Annotated in this window: 19 protein-coding genes and 1 riboswitch; of the genes, 10 read left to right on the forward strand and 9 right to left on the reverse strand. The window is 69.1% G+C overall.

The genetic code is table 11. The features are described from left to right. Positions 1 to 2: 2 nt before the first annotated feature. Positions 3 to 114, reverse strand: a riboswitch (TPP riboswitch). A 26-nt stretch (positions 115 to 140) separates the two neighbouring features. Together thiE and ABZV40_RS00110 are read left to right on the forward strand one after the other, a co-directional pair. Further along, entirely contained in the window at positions 141 to 782 is a 642-nt protein-coding gene (thiE, locus tag ABZV40_RS00105; RefSeq protein WP_355433563.1) for a thiamine phosphate synthase, read from the forward strand. A 31-nt stretch (positions 783 to 813) separates the two neighbouring features. Next, complete coding sequence (locus tag ABZV40_RS00110; RefSeq protein ID WP_355433565.1) at positions 814 to 1575, forward strand: class III extradiol ring-cleavage dioxygenase; 762 nt, start codon at positions 814 to 816, stop codon at positions 1573 to 1575. A gap of 1 nt (position 1576) precedes the next feature. Here ABZV40_RS00110 and ABZV40_RS00115 read toward each other — a convergent pair whose 3' ends face one another. Both ABZV40_RS00115 and ABZV40_RS00120 read right to left on the reverse strand, forming a co-directional pair. Then, positions 1577 to 2527, reverse strand: a complete 951-nt coding sequence (locus ABZV40_RS00115; protein ID WP_355433566.1) for a S1 family peptidase — start codon at positions 2525 to 2527, stop codon at positions 1577 to 1579. Between the two features lie 561 nt (positions 2528 to 3088). Then, complete coding sequence (locus tag ABZV40_RS00120) at positions 3089 to 3595, reverse strand: hypothetical protein (protein WP_355433568.1); 507 nt, start codon at positions 3593 to 3595, stop codon at positions 3089 to 3091. A gap of 64 nt (positions 3596 to 3659) precedes the next feature. On the opposite strand from ABZV40_RS00120, the gene ABZV40_RS00125 reads away from it, so the two are divergent. Together ABZV40_RS00125 and ABZV40_RS00130 are read left to right on the forward strand one after the other, a co-directional pair. Further along, positions 3660 to 4592 carry a threonine/serine dehydratase gene (locus ABZV40_RS00125; RefSeq protein WP_355433569.1) on the forward strand — a complete coding sequence of 311 codons (933 nt, stop codon included), beginning with the start codon at positions 3660 to 3662 and terminating at the stop codon, positions 4590 to 4592. Further along, entirely contained in the window at positions 4589 to 5503 is a 915-nt protein-coding gene (locus ABZV40_RS00130; protein ID WP_355433571.1) for a threonine/serine dehydratase, read from the forward strand. The genes ABZV40_RS00125 and ABZV40_RS00130 overlap by 4 nt, the downstream gene beginning before the upstream one ends. On the opposite strand, the gene ABZV40_RS00135 is transcribed toward ABZV40_RS00130, so the two are convergent. From ABZV40_RS00135 to ABZV40_RS00145, 3 genes are read right to left on the reverse strand one after another with little or no spacing between them, the layout of a single operon-like run. Continuing rightward, complete coding sequence (locus ABZV40_RS00135) at positions 5487 to 6257, reverse strand: methyltransferase domain-containing protein (protein WP_355433573.1); 771 nt, start codon at positions 6255 to 6257, stop codon at positions 5487 to 5489. The genes ABZV40_RS00130 and ABZV40_RS00135 overlap by 17 nt on opposite strands. After that, the gene (locus tag ABZV40_RS00140; RefSeq protein WP_355433575.1) at positions 6254 to 7711 is read right to left on the reverse strand and encodes an MFS transporter; all 1458 of its coding nucleotides are present in this window, start codon (positions 7709 to 7711) and stop codon (positions 6254 to 6256) included. The genes ABZV40_RS00135 and ABZV40_RS00140 overlap by 4 nt, the downstream gene beginning before the upstream one ends. Then, on the reverse strand, positions 7708 to 8463 hold the full coding sequence (locus ABZV40_RS00145; RefSeq protein ID WP_030470948.1) for a GntR family transcriptional regulator: 756 nt from the start codon (positions 8461 to 8463) through the stop codon (positions 7708 to 7710). Before ABZV40_RS00145 ends, ABZV40_RS00140 begins: the two co-directional genes overlap by 4 nt. A gap of 223 nt (positions 8464 to 8686) precedes the next feature. Here ABZV40_RS00145 and ABZV40_RS00150 point away from each other — a divergent pair, with 223 nt between their 5' ends. The 5 genes from ABZV40_RS00150 to ABZV40_RS00170 are packed head-to-tail and all read left to right on the forward strand — an operon-like array spanning position 8687 to position 14253. Then, positions 8687 to 9961 carry a sugar ABC transporter substrate-binding protein gene (locus ABZV40_RS00150; protein WP_355433577.1) on the forward strand — a complete coding sequence of 425 codons (1275 nt, stop codon included), beginning with the start codon at positions 8687 to 8689 and terminating at the stop codon, positions 9959 to 9961. A gap of 10 nt (positions 9962 to 9971) precedes the next feature. Continuing rightward, a complete protein-coding gene (locus ABZV40_RS00155) occupies positions 9972 to 10973 on the forward strand; it encodes a sugar ABC transporter permease (RefSeq protein WP_355433579.1) in 1002 nt (333 codons plus the stop codon). Continuing rightward, on the forward strand, positions 10973 to 11791 hold the full coding sequence (locus ABZV40_RS00160; RefSeq protein ID WP_355433581.1) for a carbohydrate ABC transporter permease: 819 nt from the start codon (positions 10973 to 10975) through the stop codon (positions 11789 to 11791). Before ABZV40_RS00155 ends, ABZV40_RS00160 begins: the two co-directional genes overlap by 1 nt. A 3-nt stretch (positions 11792 to 11794) precedes the next feature. After that, complete coding sequence (locus ABZV40_RS00165; RefSeq protein WP_355433583.1) at positions 11795 to 13213, forward strand: glycoside hydrolase family 3 N-terminal domain-containing protein; 1419 nt, start codon at positions 11795 to 11797, stop codon at positions 13211 to 13213. Next, a complete protein-coding gene (locus ABZV40_RS00170; RefSeq protein ID WP_355433585.1) occupies positions 13210 to 14253 on the forward strand; it encodes an SIS domain-containing protein in 1044 nt (347 codons plus the stop codon). The genes ABZV40_RS00165 and ABZV40_RS00170 overlap by 4 nt, the downstream gene beginning before the upstream one ends. 60 nt (positions 14254 to 14313) lie before the next feature. Here the strand turns inward: ABZV40_RS00170 and nagA are convergent, their stop codons facing one another. Beyond that, entirely contained in the window at positions 14314 to 15513 is a 1200-nt protein-coding gene (gene nagA / locus ABZV40_RS00175) for an N-acetylglucosamine-6-phosphate deacetylase (RefSeq protein ID WP_355433587.1), read from the reverse strand. A gap of 189 nt (positions 15514 to 15702) precedes the next feature. Between nagA and ABZV40_RS00180 the strand changes: the two genes are divergently transcribed. Continuing rightward, positions 15703 to 16377 carry a FadR/GntR family transcriptional regulator gene (locus ABZV40_RS00180; RefSeq protein WP_355433589.1) on the forward strand — a complete coding sequence of 225 codons (675 nt, stop codon included), beginning with the start codon at positions 15703 to 15705 and terminating at the stop codon, positions 16375 to 16377. On the opposite strand, the gene ABZV40_RS00185 is transcribed toward ABZV40_RS00180, so the two are convergent. From ABZV40_RS00185 to ABZV40_RS00195, 3 genes are read right to left on the reverse strand one after another with little or no spacing between them, the layout of a single operon-like run. Then, positions 16363 to 16548, reverse strand: coding sequence for a DUF397 domain-containing protein (locus tag ABZV40_RS00185; RefSeq protein WP_355433591.1), 186 nt, complete (start codon positions 16546 to 16548; stop codon positions 16363 to 16365). The two genes, ABZV40_RS00180 and ABZV40_RS00185, sit on opposite strands and share 15 nt — an antisense overlap. Before the next feature lie 9 nt (positions 16549 to 16557). Then, a complete protein-coding gene (locus ABZV40_RS00190; RefSeq protein WP_355433593.1) occupies positions 16558 to 17370 on the reverse strand; it encodes a helix-turn-helix transcriptional regulator in 813 nt (270 codons plus the stop codon). A gap of 48 nt (positions 17371 to 17418) precedes the next feature. Beyond that, positions 17419 to 18297, reverse strand: a complete 879-nt coding sequence (locus ABZV40_RS00195; RefSeq protein WP_355433595.1) for a LysR family transcriptional regulator — start codon at positions 18295 to 18297, stop codon at positions 17419 to 17421. Between the last annotated feature and the right edge of the window lie 12 nt (positions 18298 to 18309).

Genomic DNA, 18309 nt, shown 5'->3' on the forward strand with positions numbered 1-18309 from the left:
CTGCTCAAGGCATTCACGCTCCCTGCGCCGGCATGACCCGGATCAGGTTCGACGGTCGGAGCGAACCACGCTCCCTCTCAGCCCGGTGTTCTCCAGGCTCCCGTGCGGACCGACACCAACATAACGGTTACCGTGCGAGCGTGCCAGGACTCGACGGAAACCTGATCAGGCAACGACTCGCCGACGCGACGCTCTACCTCTGCACGCCGAACCGGCCCGATCTGGCCGAGTTCGCGGACGCGGCCCTCGCGGGCGGCGTCGACATCATCCAGCTGCGGGACAAGTCACTGGAGGCGAAGCAGGAGATCGCGGCGCTGGAGATCCTCGCCGAGGCCTGCGACACCCACGGCAAGCTCCTCGCCGTCAACGACCGCGCGGACATCGCGTACGCGGTCAAGGCGGACGTGCTGCACCTGGGCCAGGACGACCTGCCCGTCTCGTGCGCGCGCCACATCATCGGCGAGCACCCGGTGATCGGCCGCTCCACGCACGACGTCGACCAGATGCGGGCCGCGGCGACCCAGCACGGCGTGGACTACTTCTGCACCGGTCCGTGCTGGCCCACGCCGACCAAGCCTGGGCGCCCGGCGCCGGGCCTCGACCTCGTGCGCGCCACGAAGGGCGTGCGGCGGCCGTGGTTCGCGATCGGCGGCATCGACCTGCAGAACCTGCACGAGGTCCGGGAAGCCGGAGCCACCCGCGTGGTCGTCGTGCGGGCCATCACCGAGGCCGAGGACCCCCGCAAGGCCGCCGAGTTGTTCAAAACTGAACTTAGTCGTTGAAATTTGAACAAACTGGCGTACGCTCGACGACGTGAGCGCACCCGTTCTGTACCTGAGCCACGGGGCACCCCCGCTGGCTGACGACGAGACGTGGACCAGAGAGCTCAAGGACTGGTCCGCCACCCTCCCGCGCCCGGAGGCCGTGCTCATGGTCTCCGCACACTGGGAGGAGGCGCCGACGACCATCGGCGCGACCACCACCGTGCCGCTGGTCTACGACTTCTGGGGCTTCCCCCAGCGGTACTACGAGGTGACCTACACCGCGCCCGGAGCGCCTGAGCTGGCCGACGACGTGCGCAAACTCCTCGGCGGGCACGTCCAGCAGGACCCCGAGCGCGGACTCGACCACGGCGCCTACGTGCCGTTGAAGGAGATGTTCCCCGAGGCCGACGTCCCGGTGCTGCAGATGTCGCTGCCCACGCTCGACCCGCGGCAGCTGCACGCGATCGGGCGGAAGCTGGCACCGTTGCGGGACAAGAACGTCCTGATCGTCGGCAGCGGGTTCATGACGCACAACCTGAGCTGCGTGCGCTTCGACCAGGGCACGGACTACGAGCCGCCGTCGTGGTCGAAGGAGTTCGACGACTGGGCGCACCAGCAGCTCGCGGCCGGTGACGTGGACGCGTTGCTCGATTTCGAGCAGAAGGCACCCGCGGCGGGCATCGCGCACCCGCGGACCGAGCACTTCGCACCGCTGTTCGTGGCACTCGGCGCGGCGAGCGACGAGAAAGCCCGCACCAGCGTTGAAGGCTTCTGGTACGGGCTCTCGAAACGATCCGTGCAGTTCAGCTAGGTCAGCCGGTCACGAGGCTCAGGCCGTAGCGCGAGAGGATCGGGTTGACCGGCTGGAAGAACGTGGTGCCGCCGGAGGTGCAGTTGCCCGAACCGCCGGACGTGACGCCCTGGGCCTGGCCGAAGCCGGAGCCCGCCACCCACGAACCGCCGGAGTCACCGGGCTCCGCGCAGACGTTGGTGCGGGTGAGGCCGCGCACCGAGCCCTGGGCGTAGTTCACGGTCTGGTTCTTGGCCTGGACGGTGCCGCAGTGCCAGCCGGTGGTCGAGCCGGAACGGCAGATCTGCGCGCCCACAGCCGCCTCGGAGGAGCCCTTGATGGTCACGTTGGAGCCGTTGTAGCGGTTGACCCACGGCCGCGGCGTCCAGTTCGAGTTGGTGCGGACCCAGGAGTAGTCGTTGCCCGGGAACACCGAAGCGGCGAACGTGCCGGCCGCGACGCGGTTGTAGCCGGAGACCGCCGTGCCCGCCGTGCCGCAGTGGCCGGCCGTCACGAAACCGCCCTGGACGGAGAAGCCGAGCGAGCAGCGCCCGCCGCCCATGTAGATCGCGTCACCGCCGCGCAGGTCGTACAGCGGCGTCGGGCTCTCGGTCACCTCGGCGACCTGGACGGCGCCGCTGATGGACTTCGCGGTGGCGAGCCACTGGTCCGTCGCCGCGTCACGGGTGTTCTTGTTGACCTCGACCACGACGCTGTTGGACTTCTCGTCGACGCGCCAGCTGGTGATGGACTGGGGAGCGCTCATGAGGTCGAGCACCGACTTGGTGCCGTTGAGCTGGGTGAGCGAGTTCTTGACGACCTGGACGTCGGCGCCGCTCACGGAGAGTCCCGACTTGGTCACCGCGACGGTCAGCTTGCCGCTCGCCTGGTCGATCCACGCTCCGCCGAAGGCGTCGCCCAGAGAGGCCTTCGCGTGTTCGGCGAGTTCGCTCGAGGTCTGGTCGGAAGCCAACCGGACGCGTGCCTGGTCAGCGTTCAGGCCCAAATCACGCTGGACCGCTTGGAGCAATTCGGCCGGGTAGCTCTCCGTGTCGGAACCGGTTGGGGCGACTGGTGCGGCAGGGGCGCCAAACGCCGGTACGCTGAGAGCAGTCACGACTCCGGTGGCGAGCAGAACGGCACCGGTTGCACGGGCCGCACTCGTGCGGTTCATCAGACGTCTCCCTCACTTTCGGGTGCAGGGGAACCCGAGAGATCGGTTGCAGGGACCTCTCTCGGGGGCTCTAGGGGGACGGGTGGTGGGGCGGCGGCAGGGGTCGCCCCACCCCTCTCCAATCCCCAGTTCTCTCGTTCTGTGCGAGGGCGCCGCGCTCAAGTGGTCTCGCCACGAGCCTCATCGCGCCCTCCTCTCGGTCTCTTTCGGACCGATTCCTTCGCCCGTTCGAGTGACGTTATGGGCCTGTTATCTATTACGCCCAATCTCGACCGTGGACGAAGTGTGTCACAGCTCACGACAGATCAACTGCGGTGCGTAGCAATTGACAGTTAACTATCGCTCAACGTAGTGACCTGATCACCGAATGGGGTCGACAGTTGACGGCGGCGCCGAGCTGTCGGTCGGCTGTCGGGATCCTGTCGACGTGGTGGTCGGTCCGGTCGTCGTGGTGCTTTCGGCGGGCGACTGACCGGACGTGCTCGGAGGGGCCGTCACGGTGATCGTTTCGGTCCTGGTGGTCTCGGTGCGGGTACCAGGGTGAGTCCCGGTGTGGACAGTGGGGGTGGTTGTCGTCGGCCCGGTGTCCGCGGAGGTCGGTTTGCCGGTGACGAGCTGAACGCTCGTGACGGCGAGGACGGTCACCACGAAGGCGAGCAGTCCGCCGACCGCGATGACCTGCCAACGCTTTTCGCGTTCCATCGACCGTTGGTAGAGCACGGCGCCCACCGTGGTCACCACACTCGCGAGAACCGCGCCGATGATGGTGCCGACGACGTTGAGGCGAAGGCTCAGCACGGCCGCGGTGACGGCGGCGAGCACACTCGCGACGAGCTTGACGGGGGTGATCTTCTCCTTCTCAGCCATGACATCTCGTGGGACGTCGGGCACAGTTCACCGGTTGTGCGCCGGTGACGTGCATCATCAACACATGCGCCTGGTGACTCTCGAAGACGTCCACGCGGCGGCTGCCGCAATCGCACCGCATGTCGTCCGCACACCGTTGCTGCCGTTCGACTCCGCACTGTGGATCAAGCCGGAGTGCCTGCAGCCCATCGGCGCCTTCAAGCAACGCGGCGCGGTGAACGCCTTGTCCCGCATACCTTCCGAGGCGCGCAGCCGCGGTGTCGTGGCGTACTCGAGCGGTAACCACGCGCAAGCAGTTGCCTACGCGGCCAAGCTTCTGGGCATGCCGGCGGCGATCGTCGTGCCGTCGAACACGCCGCAGCTGAAGATCGACGCGACACGCGCGCACGGCGCCGAGGTGTTCGTCGTCGGCATCACCGAACGCGAGTCGCGCGCCTACGAGCTGGTCGAGGAACGCGGCGCCACGCTGATCCCGCCGTTCGACCACCCGGACGTGATCGCCGGCCAGGGCACGATCGGCCTGGAGATCTGCGCCGACCTGCCCGACGTGGCCACGGTCCTGGTCCCGGTGAGCGGCGGCGGCCTCATCTCCGGTGTCGCGGTGGCCGTGAAGTCCTTGCGCCCCGACGTCCGCGTGATCGGCGTCGAACCGGAGCTGGCCGGCGACGCCGCCGCCTCGTTCGCGGCGGGCTCCCAGGTCCACTGGGACGCGCACGACCGCGCCCGCACCATCGCCGACGGCCTGCGCGCCGAACCGTCCGAGCTGACGTTCGCGCACATCCGCGAGCACGTCGACGACATCATCACCGTGACCGAGGACGAAATCCGTTCCGCCGTGGGGGAAATCGCCCGCCGGACGCGGGTCGTGTCCGAACCGAGCGGCGCGGTTGGAGTTGCGGCGTACCTGAACCGGTCGCTGCCCGCCGGTCCGGCCGTCGCCGTGGTGTCGGGCGGCAACATCGAGCCCGCGCTGTTCGCCTCCCTGGTCGCCGGATGATCTCGCTCGACGACATCCGCGCCGCGGCAACGGTGATCGCGCCACACGTGGTGCGCACACCGCTGCTGCCGTTCGGCCCGTCCCGCTGGCTCAAGCCGGAGTCGCTGCAGCCGATCGGCGCCTTCAAGCTCCGCGGCGCGCTGAACGCGTTGGCACGCCTGGAGAACCGCTCGAACGGCGTGGTCGCCTACTCCAGCGGCAACCACGCCCAGGCCGTCGCGTTCGCGGCCCGCCTGCACGGTGTTCCGGCGGCGATCGTGATGCCGTCCAACACCCCGGAGGTGAAGATCGCGGCCACTCGCGCACTCGGCGCCGAGGTCTTCGTCGTCGGCATCACCGAACGCGTCGAACGGGCCGAGGCGTTGGTCGCCGAGCGCGGTGCGGCGCTCATCCCGCCGTTCGACCACCCGGACGTGATCGCCGGGCAGGGCACGATCGGCCTGGAGATCTGCGCCGACCTGCCCTCCCTGGACGCCGTCGTGGTGCCGATGTCCGGCGGTGGACTGATCTCCGGCGTGGCCACGGCGGTCAAGGCGCTGCGGCCGGACGTCCGCGTGATCGGCGCCGAACCCGCGCTGGCCGCCGACATCGCGGATTCGCTGCACGCGGGCGAGCTGGTCCGCTGGGACCCCGTGGCCCGCGCTCGGACGGCCGCTGACGCGTTGAGGGACGAGCCGTCGGAGCTGACCTGGGAGCACATCAGCGAGCTGGTGGACGACGTGATCACGGTGTCGGAGGACGAGATCCTGGCCGCGGTGGCCGATCTGGTCCGCGGGGCACGGCTGGTCGCCGAGCCCAGCGGGGCCGTGGCCGTGGCGGCCCAGGCCAAGCTCGGGCACGGGGTCGCCGTCGTGTCCGGCGGCAACATCGACCCCCAGCTGCTCGCCGGGGCCCTCACGGCCTCTGGCTGATCACGTGCGTCAGCGCCGCGACTCCGCGGTACGGATCGGTGGCGCCGGCGCGTTCCTCGCAGGCCAGCAACGCCATCAGCTCGGGTTCGCCGGGCACCGCGGCATCGTTCGCCGCGGTGTCGGTGAACACCCGCACGCCGTACCAGGCGCGCACCGCCAACTGCCGGTCGGCCAGCGAAGCGGTCAGGTCGCCGAGGCGGTCGGCGCGGGCCGTCACGCCGATTCGGTTGTCGTAGGACGAGTTTTCGAAGGCTTTGAGGGCCGTGTCCCAGTCGCCGAGCAGACCCGGCCGCATCGCGAGTGCGTCGCCGTTGCGGACCAGCAACGACAGCACGCCGCCCGGTGCGACCAGTCTCACCAGGTCGTCCAGCAACGGCTCGGGGTCGGCGAAGTACATCAGCACGCCGTGGCACAGCACCACGTCGAAGCTCCCGGCGTCGAACCACGAGGCGAGGTTCGCGATGTCGTCCTCGACCGTCCGCACCCGTGCCCGCACGTCGTCCGGTTCACCGCCCAGGGCGTGCCGGAGCTCGTCCAGCAGAGTCGACGAGGAGTCCACACCCGTCACGTGGTGCCCGGCGCGGGCGAGCCGGAGCAACTGCGTGCCCTGACCGCACCCGGCGTCCAGAACGCGCGACGGAGCCTGCGGCAGGTGAGCGGTCAGCTGCCGGGACACCAGTTCCTGGCGGACGACCTGCCGCAGCGTGCCCAGCCGGGCGCGCCACCGCTCCTCGCCCGCGGCGAAACCGGTCACCGCGCTGGTTGTCCGACCGAGCGGACGTGCGTGGGCGGTCCCTCCACGCCGCAGTGCAGGCAGTCGCCGGGGTGCGGGTTGTCCGGCTGTTCGTGTTCCGTGGCCAGCACCCGGTTGTCGACGCCCAGCGCGAGCAGACCGCCGGCGATCGCCGCCACCGCGCACAGCACGAGCGCCAGCTGCCAGCCGGACGTCATGACCGCCGGGTTGCGGTAGTCCTCGCCCGTCAGGCCGACGGCGGCGGGCAGCACGGCCATGGCCAGCAGGCTGCCGGTGCGGGCCACGGCGTTGTTGACGCCCGATGCGACGCCCGCGTGGTGGTCGGGTGCGGAGGCGAGCACGGTCGCGGTCACCGGGGCGACCACGGCGGCCAGGCCCAGGCCGAACACGAGCACGCCGGGCAGGACGCCGGTCAGGTAGGTGGAGCCGGGGGCGGCGTTGCGCAGCAGCAGCATGCCCAGGCCGATCACGATCGGGCCGAACACGAGCTGCCGGCGCGGGCCGTTGCGCTGCGCGATCTTGCCGGAGGTCGACGACGCCAGCAGCATGATGATCGTGATCGGCACGCTGGCCAGGCCGGACGCCGTGGGCGAGTAGCCGAGTGAGATCTGCAGCTGCAGGACCAGCAGCACCATCACGCCACCGAGTGCCGCGTAGACGAGGAACGTCAGAACGTTGGAAAGCAGGAACGTTCGATTGTTGAACAATTCTACGGGGACGAGCGGGTCCGCGGACCGCTTCTGCAGCACCCCGAACGCCGCCATGGCGACCAATCCGAGGATTGTCGCAATGTAGGATTGTTCAACAATCCCACCGGTCAACAAGGCGAGGCCCGCCGCTCCCACCAGCGCCGACAGGTAGTTGGGGTGCCCGGCGGACTCGTCACGGGACTCCGGCACCGAACGCAGCGCCAGCCACACGCACACGGCCGCGACCGGCAGGTTCACCAGGAACGCGAGCCGCCACGACCACGCCTGCACCAGCAGCCCGCCGACCAGCGGCCCGATGGCGGTGGCCACACCGGACAGCCCGGACCACGCGCCGATCGCCCGCGACCGGTCCTCCCGGTTGAACGACGACTGCAGGATCGCCAGCGCACCGGGTGTCAGCAGCGCCGCACCCACGCCCTGCAGCACGCGCGCGACCACGAGCACGGGCACCGACCACGCGGCACCGCACAGCAGCGAGGTCACGCCGAACCACACGACGCCGATCACGTAGACCTTGCGCCGGCCGAACCGGTCCCCCAGCGACCCGGCGATCAGGATGAGCGAGGCGAGGGCGAGCAGGTAGCCGTTCAGGATCCACTGCAGATCGGTGACCGACGCGGCGAACTCCGCGCCGATCCGGGGCAGCGCCACGTTGACGATCGTCCCGTCGAGCATCGCCATGCCCGAACCGAGGATCGTCGTGGCCAGCACCGCGCGGGCGCGCGGCGTGCCCCACGCGATCAAGACGGCCGGTTCAGCGTGGCGACGAACTTGTACCGGTCACCGCGGTACACCGAGCGCACCCATTCGATCGGGTTGCCCTCGGTGTCGAACGAGTGCCGGGACAGCAGCAGCATCGGCAGGCCGATGTCGGCGCCGAGCAGCTCGGCCTCCTCGGGCGAGGCCAGCGCGGTCTCGATCGTCTCCTCGGCGTGTCCCATCTCGACGCCGAAGCGCTCGGACAGCACCTGGTAGAGCGAGGCACCGGGCGCCAGGTAGCGCCTGAGTCCGCGGAACCGGCCCAGCGCGAGGTGGGTCGTCTCGATCGCCATCGGCTCGTTGTCGGCGAGGCGCAGGCGGTGCAGGCGCAGCACCTTGGCGCCGGGGCGCACGCCGAGCAGCCGGGCGAGCTCCGCCTCCGCGGGCATCTCGGAGGCCTCGATCAGCTTGGACGACGGCACGCGGCCCTGGGCGCGCATGTCCTCTGTGTACGAAGACAGCTGCAACCTCTGGGCGACCTTGGGCTCGGCCGCGAAGGTGCCTTTGCCCTGCACCCGGAGCAGCCGGCCTTCCACCGTCAGCTCGGCAAGCGCTTGCCGGACCGTGGTCCTGGAGACGTCGAACTCCGCCGCCAGCGACCGCTCCGTGGGGATCGGCGAACCGGGCGGCAGTGCCCTCAACAGGTCGAGCAGGTGCCGCTTGAGACCCCAGTACTTCGGCTCGCGCTGCGCACGCGTCCTGGCGTCCACGCCTGATGCAGGCGTCGTCTCCAGCATGGCCTCCTCCTCGCACTCCATGTCACGCACCACAAGGATGCCTTGTCCGTGTCGTTTCGTGCGTTCGAACCCCCGCCAATCGACACGAAATTGATCCGACGACTCCGCAACGCTTTGGCAACGTGCTTGACAGGAGCAGTGACGCGGCACACGCTGTTCCGCATTGGTCTACACCACTTGGGCGTTCCGGCCGTGGGGCCGGGCTTGCTGAAAGGGCGCGACTGTGAAGGGCTGGAGAGGACTCGCTGCCGGTGCCGCCGCACTGGCAGTGGCCGTGTCGGGATGTGGCACGAGCACGAACAGCGGTAGCGGCACGGAGACCAAAGAGATCACCGTGTGGCTCATGGACGGCTCCGCGCCGACGACCCTGACCGACGCTCTGAACAAGGAGTTCGAGAGCGCGAACGGCATCAAGGTCAAGTACGAGGTCCAGAAGTGGACCGGCATCCAGGAGAAGCTGACCACCGCGCTGGCCAGCAGCACCCCGCCCGACGTCATCGAGCTCGGCAACACCCAGACGGCGAGCTTCGCCGACCAGGGCACGCTGATGGACCTCACCGCGGACGCGAGCAAGTTCAACGGCGGCGAGTGGCTGGGCGGTCTGAAGGACTCGCTGACGCTGAACGGCAAGCAGTACGGCGTGCCGTTCTACGCGGCGAACCGCACCGTGATCTACCGCACCGACCTGTTCCAGGCGGCCGGCATCGCGAAGCCGCCGACCTCGCGTGCCGAGTGGATCGACGCGATCAACAAGCTCAAGACCGCGAACGCGTCCAACCCGGACTTCCAGGCCCTGTACCTGCCGGGTCAGTCCTGGTACTTCCTGCTCTCGCTGCTGTGGGACGAGGGCGGCGACGTCGCCAAGCAGGACGGCGGCAAGTGGACCGGCACGCTCGACACCCCGCAGTCCAAGGCGGGCTTCGAGGCCTACAAGACGCTCTACGACGCGTCGGCCGTCAAGAAGGCCCCCGCTGACATCGACGAGGCGAAGCCCCAGCAGATGGAGGTCTTCGGCACGGGCAACGTCGGCATGATGATCGGTCTGCCGTGGGAGCTCGCCGGTGCGGTCAAGGCCAAGCCGGAGCTGAAGGACAAGACCAGCGCGTTCCCGATCCCGTCGAAGAAGGCCGGCTCGACCGCGCCGGTGTTCCTCGGTGGCTCGAACCTCGCGATCCCGGCCGCCAGCAAGAACGCGGACGCCGCCAAGAAGTACCTGGCGCTGCTGTCGTCCAAGAAGTACCAGGACATGCTCGCCGAGGGCGGCGCGGTTCCCGGCACCTCGAAGGACACCTCGAAGCTCGAGTCCAACGCCGTCGGCAAGGCGCTCGCCGCCTCCGCCCCCAACGGCAAGGTCACCCCGACCACGCCGAAGTGGGCGGCCGTCGAGGCGGGCCAGAACCCGCTGAAGGACGCGCTGACCGCGTACCTCTCCGGCGCCAAGTCGCTGGACCAGGCGACGAAGGACGCGAGCGACGCCGTCACCAAGGCCATGGGTTAGCCCAGCCGAGATGACGGCCGTCAAGACGACCGAAACGGCAGCGCCGGCCGGGGGCACCACCCCGCCGGCGCTGCCGCCTGCCGTGACGGGTGGCGCGCGCAAGCGCCGCCGCCGGGGCGGCGCCTTCGACCGGGCGCTGCCCTACCTGCTGCTGGCTCCGGCGCTCATCGCGATCCTCTGGCTGATCGGGTTCCCGGTCGTCTCGGTCTTCGTGACGAGCTTCCGTCAGCTCAACCTCGGTGAGCTGGTCCGCGGTGAGATCGTGTGGACCGGCATCGACAACTACGTGGCGGTGCTGCAGGACGAGCGGTTCTGGACCGTCACGCTGCGCACGGTCGTGTTCACCGTCGCCGTCGTCGGTGTCTCGGTGGGCGCGGGTCTGCTGATCGCGTTGCTGATGCGGACGCTCACGCCGTGGGTGCGGATCCTGCTCCAGGTCACGATGTTGTGCGCGTGGGCGATGCCGATCCTCGCGTCCGCCACCGTCTACATCTGGATGTTCGACCAGAACTACGGAATTCTGAACAAAACGCTGGTGCAGCTCGGTTTCACGCAGTTCAGCGGCCACTCGTGGTTCGGTTCCGGCGCCTCGACGCTGTCGGTCGTCGGCCTGCTCATCGTCTGGCAGGCGATCCCGTTCCTCGCGTTCTCCCTCTACGCCGGGCTCGTCGGCATCCCGCGCGACCTCTACGAGGCGGCGGGCATCGACGGCGCGTCGGGTCTGCAGACGTTCCGCGCGGTCACCTGGCCGGAGATCAAGTCGCTGCTGATGATGGTGACGTTCCTGTCGACGCTGTGGGACTTCAAGGTCTTCGCCCAGATCTGGGTGTTCAAGGAGGGCGGCCCGAGCGGGGAGAGCACGACGCTCGCCGTGCTGCAGTACCTGGAGGGCATCGCGAAGAGCCACTTCGGTGTCGCGGCCGCGATCAGCGTGCTGATGATGATCATCCTCGGCCTGATCACGTTCCAGTACCTGCGCCGGTTGCTGCAGACCGAGGAGGGGAAGATCTGATGCTCAAGAAGTCCGCGGCGAACCTCGCGGGTGTCGCGCTCGCGTTGTTCTTCCTCTTCCCGACGTACTGGATGATCACGTCCGCCTTGAAGCCCAAGGGTTCGACGATCACGTCGGACTACGACCTCGTGCCGCTGTCCGTGACGTTCTCGAACTTCGTCACCGCGTGGACGAAGCCGGGTTTCCTGTCCGCGCTGGGCAACAGCCTCATGGTGACGCTGTCCGCGGTGCTCGCCGCGATCATCGTCGGCATCACCGCGGCCGTGGCCATGTCGCGTTTCCGCTTCCGCGGCCGCAAGGGCTTCGTGCTGCTGATGCTCGTCGCGCAGATGGCGCCGTTCGAGGCGTTGCTGATCCCGATGTTCCTGATGATGCGGGATCTTCAGCTCTACGAACACCTGACGTCGCTCGTGCTCGTGTACTTCGCCGTGACGCTGCCGTTCTGCGCGTGGACGTTGCGCGGCTTCGTGAACGGCATCCCGATCGAGCTCGAAGAAGCCGCGATGGTCGACGGGTGCGGCCGCTGGGGCGCGTTCCAGAAGGTGACGCTGCCGTTGCTCGGGCCGGGTCTCGTGGCCACCTCGGTGTTCGCGTTCATCACGGCGTGGAACGAGTTCCTGTTCGCCAAGGTGCTGATCCGCAGCCAGGACCGCGAAACCCTCCCGGTGTGGCTGTCCGGCTTCCAGACCGCGTTCGGCACCGACTGGGGCGGCGCGATGGCCGCCTCGGTGCTCTTCACCGTGCCGGCCCTGGTCTTCTTCCTGATCGTGCAGCGCAAGATGGTCGCCGGTGTCACCGCCGGTGCCGTGAAGGGATGACACGTGGATCAGTTGGCCGCTGCCGTTCTGCTGCCCGGATTTCACGGAACGACCGCCCCCGACTGGTTGCTGCGGCGGGTTGCCGACGGTCTGGGCGGGGTGGTGCTCTTCGGGCGCAACGTCGTCTCCGACGAGCAGGTGACCGCGCTGTGCGGTGAACTGCGTTCGGTGCGCCCGGACGTGGTGATCGGCATCGACGAGGAGGGCGGCGACGTCACGCGTCTCGACGCGGGCCGCGGTTCCGAGGTGCCGGGCAACCACGCCCTGGGCGCGGCGGACGACCTCGACCTCACCAGGTCCGTCGCCGCGTCGATCGGCGCACGGCTGGCCAAGTGCGGCATCTCGTTGAACCTCGCGCCGTCCGCCGACCTCGTGCTGACCCTGGACGACCCGATCATCGGCGTCCGCGCGTTCGGCTCGGACCCGGTGCCGGCCGCCCGGCACGTCGCCGCGTGGGTCGAGGGTCTGCAGGCCGTGGGCGTTGCCGCCTGCGCCAAGCACTTCCCCGGCCACGGAGCGTCCACAGAGGACTCACACGAGCAACTGCCGGTGCTGCCGCGCACCGAGGAACAGCTCCGCGCGGTCGAGCTCGTGCCGTTCCAGGCGGCCGTCAACGCGGGCGTCCGCTCGGTCATGACCGGCCACCTCGTCGTGCCCGAGTGGGGCAGCGCGCCGGTCACGTTGAACAAGCACGCGATCGACCTGCTGCGCACCGAACTCGGCTTCACCGGCGCGGTGATCACGGACGGCCTGGACATGAAGGCCGTGGGCGGCGACCTGGCGCACGGCGCGGTCCGCGCGCTGGCCGCCGGTGTCGACTCGCTGTGCCTCGGTGGCATCGCACTGGACGACAACGACCTGCAGTGGCTGATCGACTCGATCGTCGCCGCCGTGAAGTCCGGCGAGCTCTCCGAGGAACGCCTCACCCAGGCCGCGGCCCGCTCGCTGGCCCTCGGCCTTCCGCCGTCCACAGTGGACGCCCACGACGCTGAGATCGGCCTCACGGCCGCTCGACGCGCGGTCGAGGTGCGTGGCAGGGTTGACGTCGGTACCGACCCGGTCGTCGTCGATCTGGTCGTGGACCCGTCGATCGCGGTCGGCGACGTTCCGTGGGGCCTCGGCCCGTACCTGCGCGAGGTGCTGCCCGGCACCGAGGTGATCGCGGCCCGCGACATCGCCGCGGACGAAGTTGCGAAAGCCGCAGGTGACCGGACGATTGTGGTCGTGACCCGAGACGCCCACCGCCACACCGGCGCTCGACAACTGGTAACAAACTTAACTAATCTGGGCCTGGACGTGGTGCACGTGGAAACCGGCGTGCCGGGTCCGGACCTGGGCAGCGTCGCCCGCATCGACACCCACGGCGGTTCTCGGGTGAGCCTCCGGGCCGCGGCCGAGCTGATTCTGAAAGGCACCACATGACCACGCCCCAGCCGGGCCGGCACATGGCCGCGGAGATCGCCGCGCAGCCGTCGATCTTCTCCTCGCTGCACGCCTCACGTGGCACGATCGCCGAGGTGGCGGCCGTGATCCGCGAGCGGGCGCCGCGCTTCGTGCTCTTCGCCGCCCGCGGCTCCAGCGACCACGCCGCGATCTACGCGAAGTACCTGACCGAGATCCTGCTCCAGCTCCCGGCCGGCCTGGTCTCCGCCTCGACCACGACGTTGTACGGCGCCGAGCCCGACCTGCGCGACGTCCTGCTGATCACGGTCTCCCAGTCGGGCGGCTCCCCCGACCTGCTGGAGGTCACCGCCTCCTACCGCCGGCGCGGCGCGCTGACCGTGGCCGTCACCAACACCGCCTCCTCCCCTCTGAACGCGGCCGCCGAGCTCTCGGTGGACGTCGGCGCGGGCGTGGAGCACGCGGTCGCGGCCACCAAGACCTACTCGGCGACACTGCTGGCGTTGTACCTGCTGATCGACGCCGTGCGCGGTGGCAACGGTGAGGCGGCGGCGTCTCTGGGCGAACTGGCCCAGGTGACGCTGGACGCCAGCGCGCCGACGGTCGAGGAAGCCGTGCGCCGCTATCGGTTCGTGGACCGCGTTCTCACCACGGGCCGCGGCTACTCCTACGCCACCGCACTGGAAGCGTCGCTGAAGCTCGCGGAGACGTCCTACCTGGCGGCACGGGCGTACAGCGGCGCGGACCTGCTGCACGGCCCGGTCGCGGCCGTGGACGGGGAGACCGCTGTGCTGGCGATCACGTCGCTGGGCAAGGGCGGCGACTCGCTGCGCGACGCCCTCGACGTCGTGCACCAGCGCGGCGCGGACGTCGTCGCGATCGGTTCGGCGTCGGGGAAGGTAGGGGCGACCCTGTCGATCCCGATCCCGGAGACGGCCGAGGAGGTGGCCCCCGTCCTGGAGATCCTCCCGGTGCAACGGCTCGCCTACGGCCTGGCGCTCGCCCGCGGCGGCGACCCGGACAGCCCGCGCGGCCTCAACAAGGTCACCCGAACGCTCTAACTTTTAAGCCACGCGGGGACCTTTCGTTCGGCAGGAGCGAACGAAAGGTCCCCGCGTGCATCAGTGGCCGGCGGTGGCGTAACTCGCTGTGATCGGCTGTGACGGCTGCTCGGCGTCGAACACGACTCGGCCGTCGACCCAGACCTTCTTCGGGCGCAGGTCGTCGTCCCACCACACGAGGTCCGCTACGGCACCCGGCGCGAGACGGCCAAGGCCGGACTCGCCGATCGCCTCGGCGGGAACGATCGTGGCGGAGGCGAGGGCGTCGGCCATCGGCACGCCGACGGACACGATGTTGCGCACCGCGCGGTCGAGCGTCAGCGCGGACCCGGCGATCGTGCCCTCGGGCGAGCGGGGCACGCCGTCCTCGGTGAGCAGCACGTCGGCCCCTCCGAGCTGGTAGCGGCCGGGCGGCATCCCGGCCGCCGCGACGGCATCGGTGACCAGCGCGACCCGTGAACCGGCGGCGTTGAACACCAGACGGCACACGTCCGGACCCACGTGCGCGAGGTCCGCGATCAGACCGAGGGTGAAGCGTTCGTCCACAAGGGCCACACCCGGCACGCCCGGTTCGCGGTGCCCCAACGGCCGCTGGGCGTTGAACAGGTGCGTGACCATGCGCGCACCCGCGTCGGCGGCGGCCCGCGTCTGCTCGCCGGTGGCGTCGGAGTGCCCGACGGCGACGAGCACCCCGGCCTCGACCAGCCGCCGCACCGCCTCCAGCCCACCGGGCTGCTCGGGCGCCAGCGTCACCATCCGGAGCGCGCGCCGGAGCGTGTCGTCCTCCAGCAGCGCCGAAATCTCGTCAGGCCCCGGCTCGACCATGAACGACGGGTCGTGCACACCTGCCCGTTTGGGCGACAGGAAGGGGCCTTCGAGGTGCACGCCGAGCGGCCGCGCTCCCACCCCGTCCGGCAGGGCCGCCGAGGCCGCCAGCACCGCCCTGGCCTGCCTCAGCACCACGTCCACCGGCGCGGTGATCAACGTGGGCAGGAACCGCGTCACCCCGGTGGACGGCAGGGCTTCGGCGACGGAACGCATCCCGTCGGCGTCCACCTCGGCGAAGTCGACGCCGACGGCGCCGTTCACCTGCACGTCGACCAGGCCGGGTGTGAGCAGTCCATCGGAGAGGACCTCCGCGCCGGGTGGTGCTTCACCGGTGGTCACCTCGACGATGCGGCCGTCCCTGATCCGCACCGAGGCAGGACCGACGATCGTGCGACCGAGCAAAGCGCGCGGTGCTGCGACAACGGCGTCCAAGATCCCTCCTTGAATGGTCCAGACCATTATGGCGACAACAGGGGTTCGCGTCACGTATCGTTAGTAGATAACCATCTCACATCCCAATCCGTGAATCACGGCCGTTCGTACCGGGATGCGCCGAAGATGACCAACCGTGGCGCATACTGGTCCTCAGACATCCGAGGTCTACGACGAGTTGAGGGTGCCGTGGCAGTCACTGACGATGCGATCCTGCGCGTCAAGGAGATGATCGTTTCGGGCGAGCTGAAGCCCGGCGACCGCCTCCCGCGTGAGGCTGACCTGGCCGAACGCCTCGGCCTGTCGCGCAACTCCCTGCGCGAGGCCGTCAAGGCGCTGTCACTCGTGCGCGTCCTCGACGTCCGCCAGGGCGACGGCACCTACGTCTCGTCCCTGCGCGCCGACGACCTGCTGGGCGCCCTCTCGTTCGTCCTCGACCTGCACCGCGGCGAGGACTCGGTCCTCGAAGTCCTCCAGGTCCGCCGCATCCTCGAACCGGCCGCCGCCGCCATGGCCGCCCAGCGCATCGAGCCGGACGAGGTCATCAAGCTGCGGGCGCTGTGCGACGCCGCCGAGTCCGCGAAGTCCGTCGAGGAACTGGTCGAGCACGACCTGGACTTCCACCGCGCCATCGCCACGTGCTCCGGCAACGCCTACCTGGCGCAGCTGCTGGACACGCTGGCCGGGCCCACCGTGCGGGTGCGGATCTGGCGTGGCATCACGCAGTCCAACGCGGTGGACCGGACGGTGGCGGAGCACCGGGCGATCGTGGACGCCCTGGCCGCGCACCAGCCCGAGCTCGCCCGGAGCTGGTCGACCGTGCACGTGGCCGGCGTCGAGCAGTGGCTGTCAGACTTGGCGTAGATTCCCACGCTTGACCGCGCCGATGAAGGCGTGCCACCCAGGCACGCCGATGGTCGCCGCCTTGTTCTTGGAGTCACGCACAAACGCTGTGGAGCTGGTCAGCGCAACCTCGACACAGTCGGCATCTCCGCCGTTGTCGCTGTAACTGCTCTTGCGCCACACAGCGGACACTTTCGATCCCTACCTCTCGGCAGCCAACCTCTCGATCCACGCTGCGGACTGCTCTGGGCTCAATGCCAGTTTCGAGAGGTGCTCGAAGTTGAGCGTAGCAACCCTCACCCGAGCAGGATCCTCGATGTGGACCGATCCACCAGGGTGTTCGATGTACAGCACCTGAGGGTCGCCGGGGTAGGGGAAGTCCAGCAGGCTGAACGAGCCGTTGTGCCCGTCGTGGAGGCCGACCGAGTCGAGAAGCACCTGGATGGTGACGTTGGGCAGCTCCTCCATCTTGTTGAGGTGCAAGAGCTGCTCGCGATCCGCATGGCGTAGCGAGGCCTCTCCGATGACAGCGTGAAACTGGACCGGGTTCTCGCCTCGTAGGCGCTTCTGGCGGCGCACCCGAACAGTGATCTGGTCTTCGACCCATTTCTTCGACCGCGGTGTTCGTGAACCTGCGAACACCGCACGCATGTATTTCTTGGTTTGGACCATGCCTGGGATGTAGTTGGGCTGGAACGTTCTGACCCTGGTCGCGTCCTGTTCAAGGCTGAGGTAGCCCTGACCGTCCTTCCGGTACTGGTGCCACCAGGCCTTCTCCACCGCGAGCTTCCACATCTCGATGTACGGCTCGACGTCGGCGGCGATCACGCCGTAGACGTCGAGCATCGTCTCGAACGCGCTGAAGTCGGGTACCTGGCCGTTCTCTATCCGGCTGACCTTCGCGATGTTGTAGTGCAGGCGGTCGGCGATGTCCTTCTGGTTGAGGCCAGCTTTCTCCCGCAGCTCCTGAAGCACTCTGCCAAGACGCCGCTGCCGGAACGTGGGTTCGGACACGAATGAGACGTTATCGGCGTGATCTGGAATCTGAGATTCTCACTGCGCCTAGATCTGCCGCAGCTGTTCCAAGACCACCCGAACGGCTGGCTGCCCGTCCGCCCGTTTCCGCACAACCGCTGACACAGTCCGGAAAACCTGCTGCTTCAACGGCCGCAACGCCACCCCGGGCCGTCGCGCCACGGAAGGCACCAGCGCCACCCCGAGCCCGGCCTCGACCAGCCCGCACATGACACCGAAATCGTCGCAATAGGCCTGTGCGCGAGGCACGAACCCGGCGGCACCACACGCCCGTTGCGTCAGCTCGTGGCACGAAGCATCGGTGCGCGGCATGATCCACGGCCGGTCCGCCAGCACCGACAGGTCCACGGAGTCCTGCTGCACCAACGGATCCGACAAAGGCAATGCCACGTTCACCGGCTCCACGAAGAGCTCGAACGACTCACAGGACTCGGGCAGCGAGCGCGGCATGATGTTGTACGAGTGGATCACCGCGATGTCGATGTCGCCTCGCCGCAACGCGGGCAGCGACGCCTCCGGTTCCATCTCGTGCACGAACAGGTCCACATCGGACCCGTGCGCCGACCGCAGCACCTGAATCACGCGCGGCAGCAACGCGGCGACGGACACGAACGCCCCGATGCGCACCACACCCGACACCGAAGTCCGCAAAGACGCCAAGTCCGCCTCGGCGGCCGCCAGCTGGTCCAGAACCAGCTGCGTGTGGGCGGCCAGCACGTGCCCGGCGCGGGTCAGCGCCAACCGACGCCCGTCCCGTTCCACCAGGGCCACTCCGGCCTCTCGCTCCAGCGCCGCGAGCTGCTGAGAGACCGCAGGTGAGGTCACGTGCAGGGCCTCGGCAGCCGCCGTGACCGTGCCGTGGACCGAGAGGGCATGGAGCAAACGCAACCGTCGCACGTCCAACACAAAGCTCAGCTT

The organism is Lentzea sp. NPDC004782, from assembly GCF_040609115.1.
Lineage (GTDB): Bacteria > Actinomycetota > Actinomycetes > Mycobacteriales > Pseudonocardiaceae > Lentzea.

Coding starts and splice junctions, on each gene's coding strand:
- ABZV40_RS00125 (WP_355433569.1), top strand. CDS start 3,660: ATGCGCCTGGTGACTCTCGAAGACGTCCACGCGGCGGCTGCCGCAATC.
- ABZV40_RS00170 (WP_355433585.1), top strand. CDS start 13,210: ATGACCACGCCCCAGCCGGGCCGGCACATGGCCGCGGAGATCGCCGCG.
- ABZV40_RS00130 (WP_355433571.1), top strand. CDS start 4,589: ATGATCTCGCTCGACGACATCCGCGCCGCGGCAACGGTGATCGCGCCA.
- ABZV40_RS00160 (WP_355433581.1), top strand. CDS start 10,973: ATGCTCAAGAAGTCCGCGGCGAACCTCGCGGGTGTCGCGCTCGCGTTG.
- ABZV40_RS00145 (WP_030470948.1), bottom strand. CDS start 8,463: ATGCTGGAGACGACGCCTGCATCAGGCGTGGACGCCAGGACGCGTGCG.
- ABZV40_RS00155 (WP_355433579.1), top strand. CDS start 9,972: ATGACGGCCGTCAAGACGACCGAAACGGCAGCGCCGGCCGGGGGCACC.
- ABZV40_RS00120 (WP_355433568.1), bottom strand. CDS start 3,595: ATGGCTGAGAAGGAGAAGATCACCCCCGTCAAGCTCGTCGCGAGTGTG.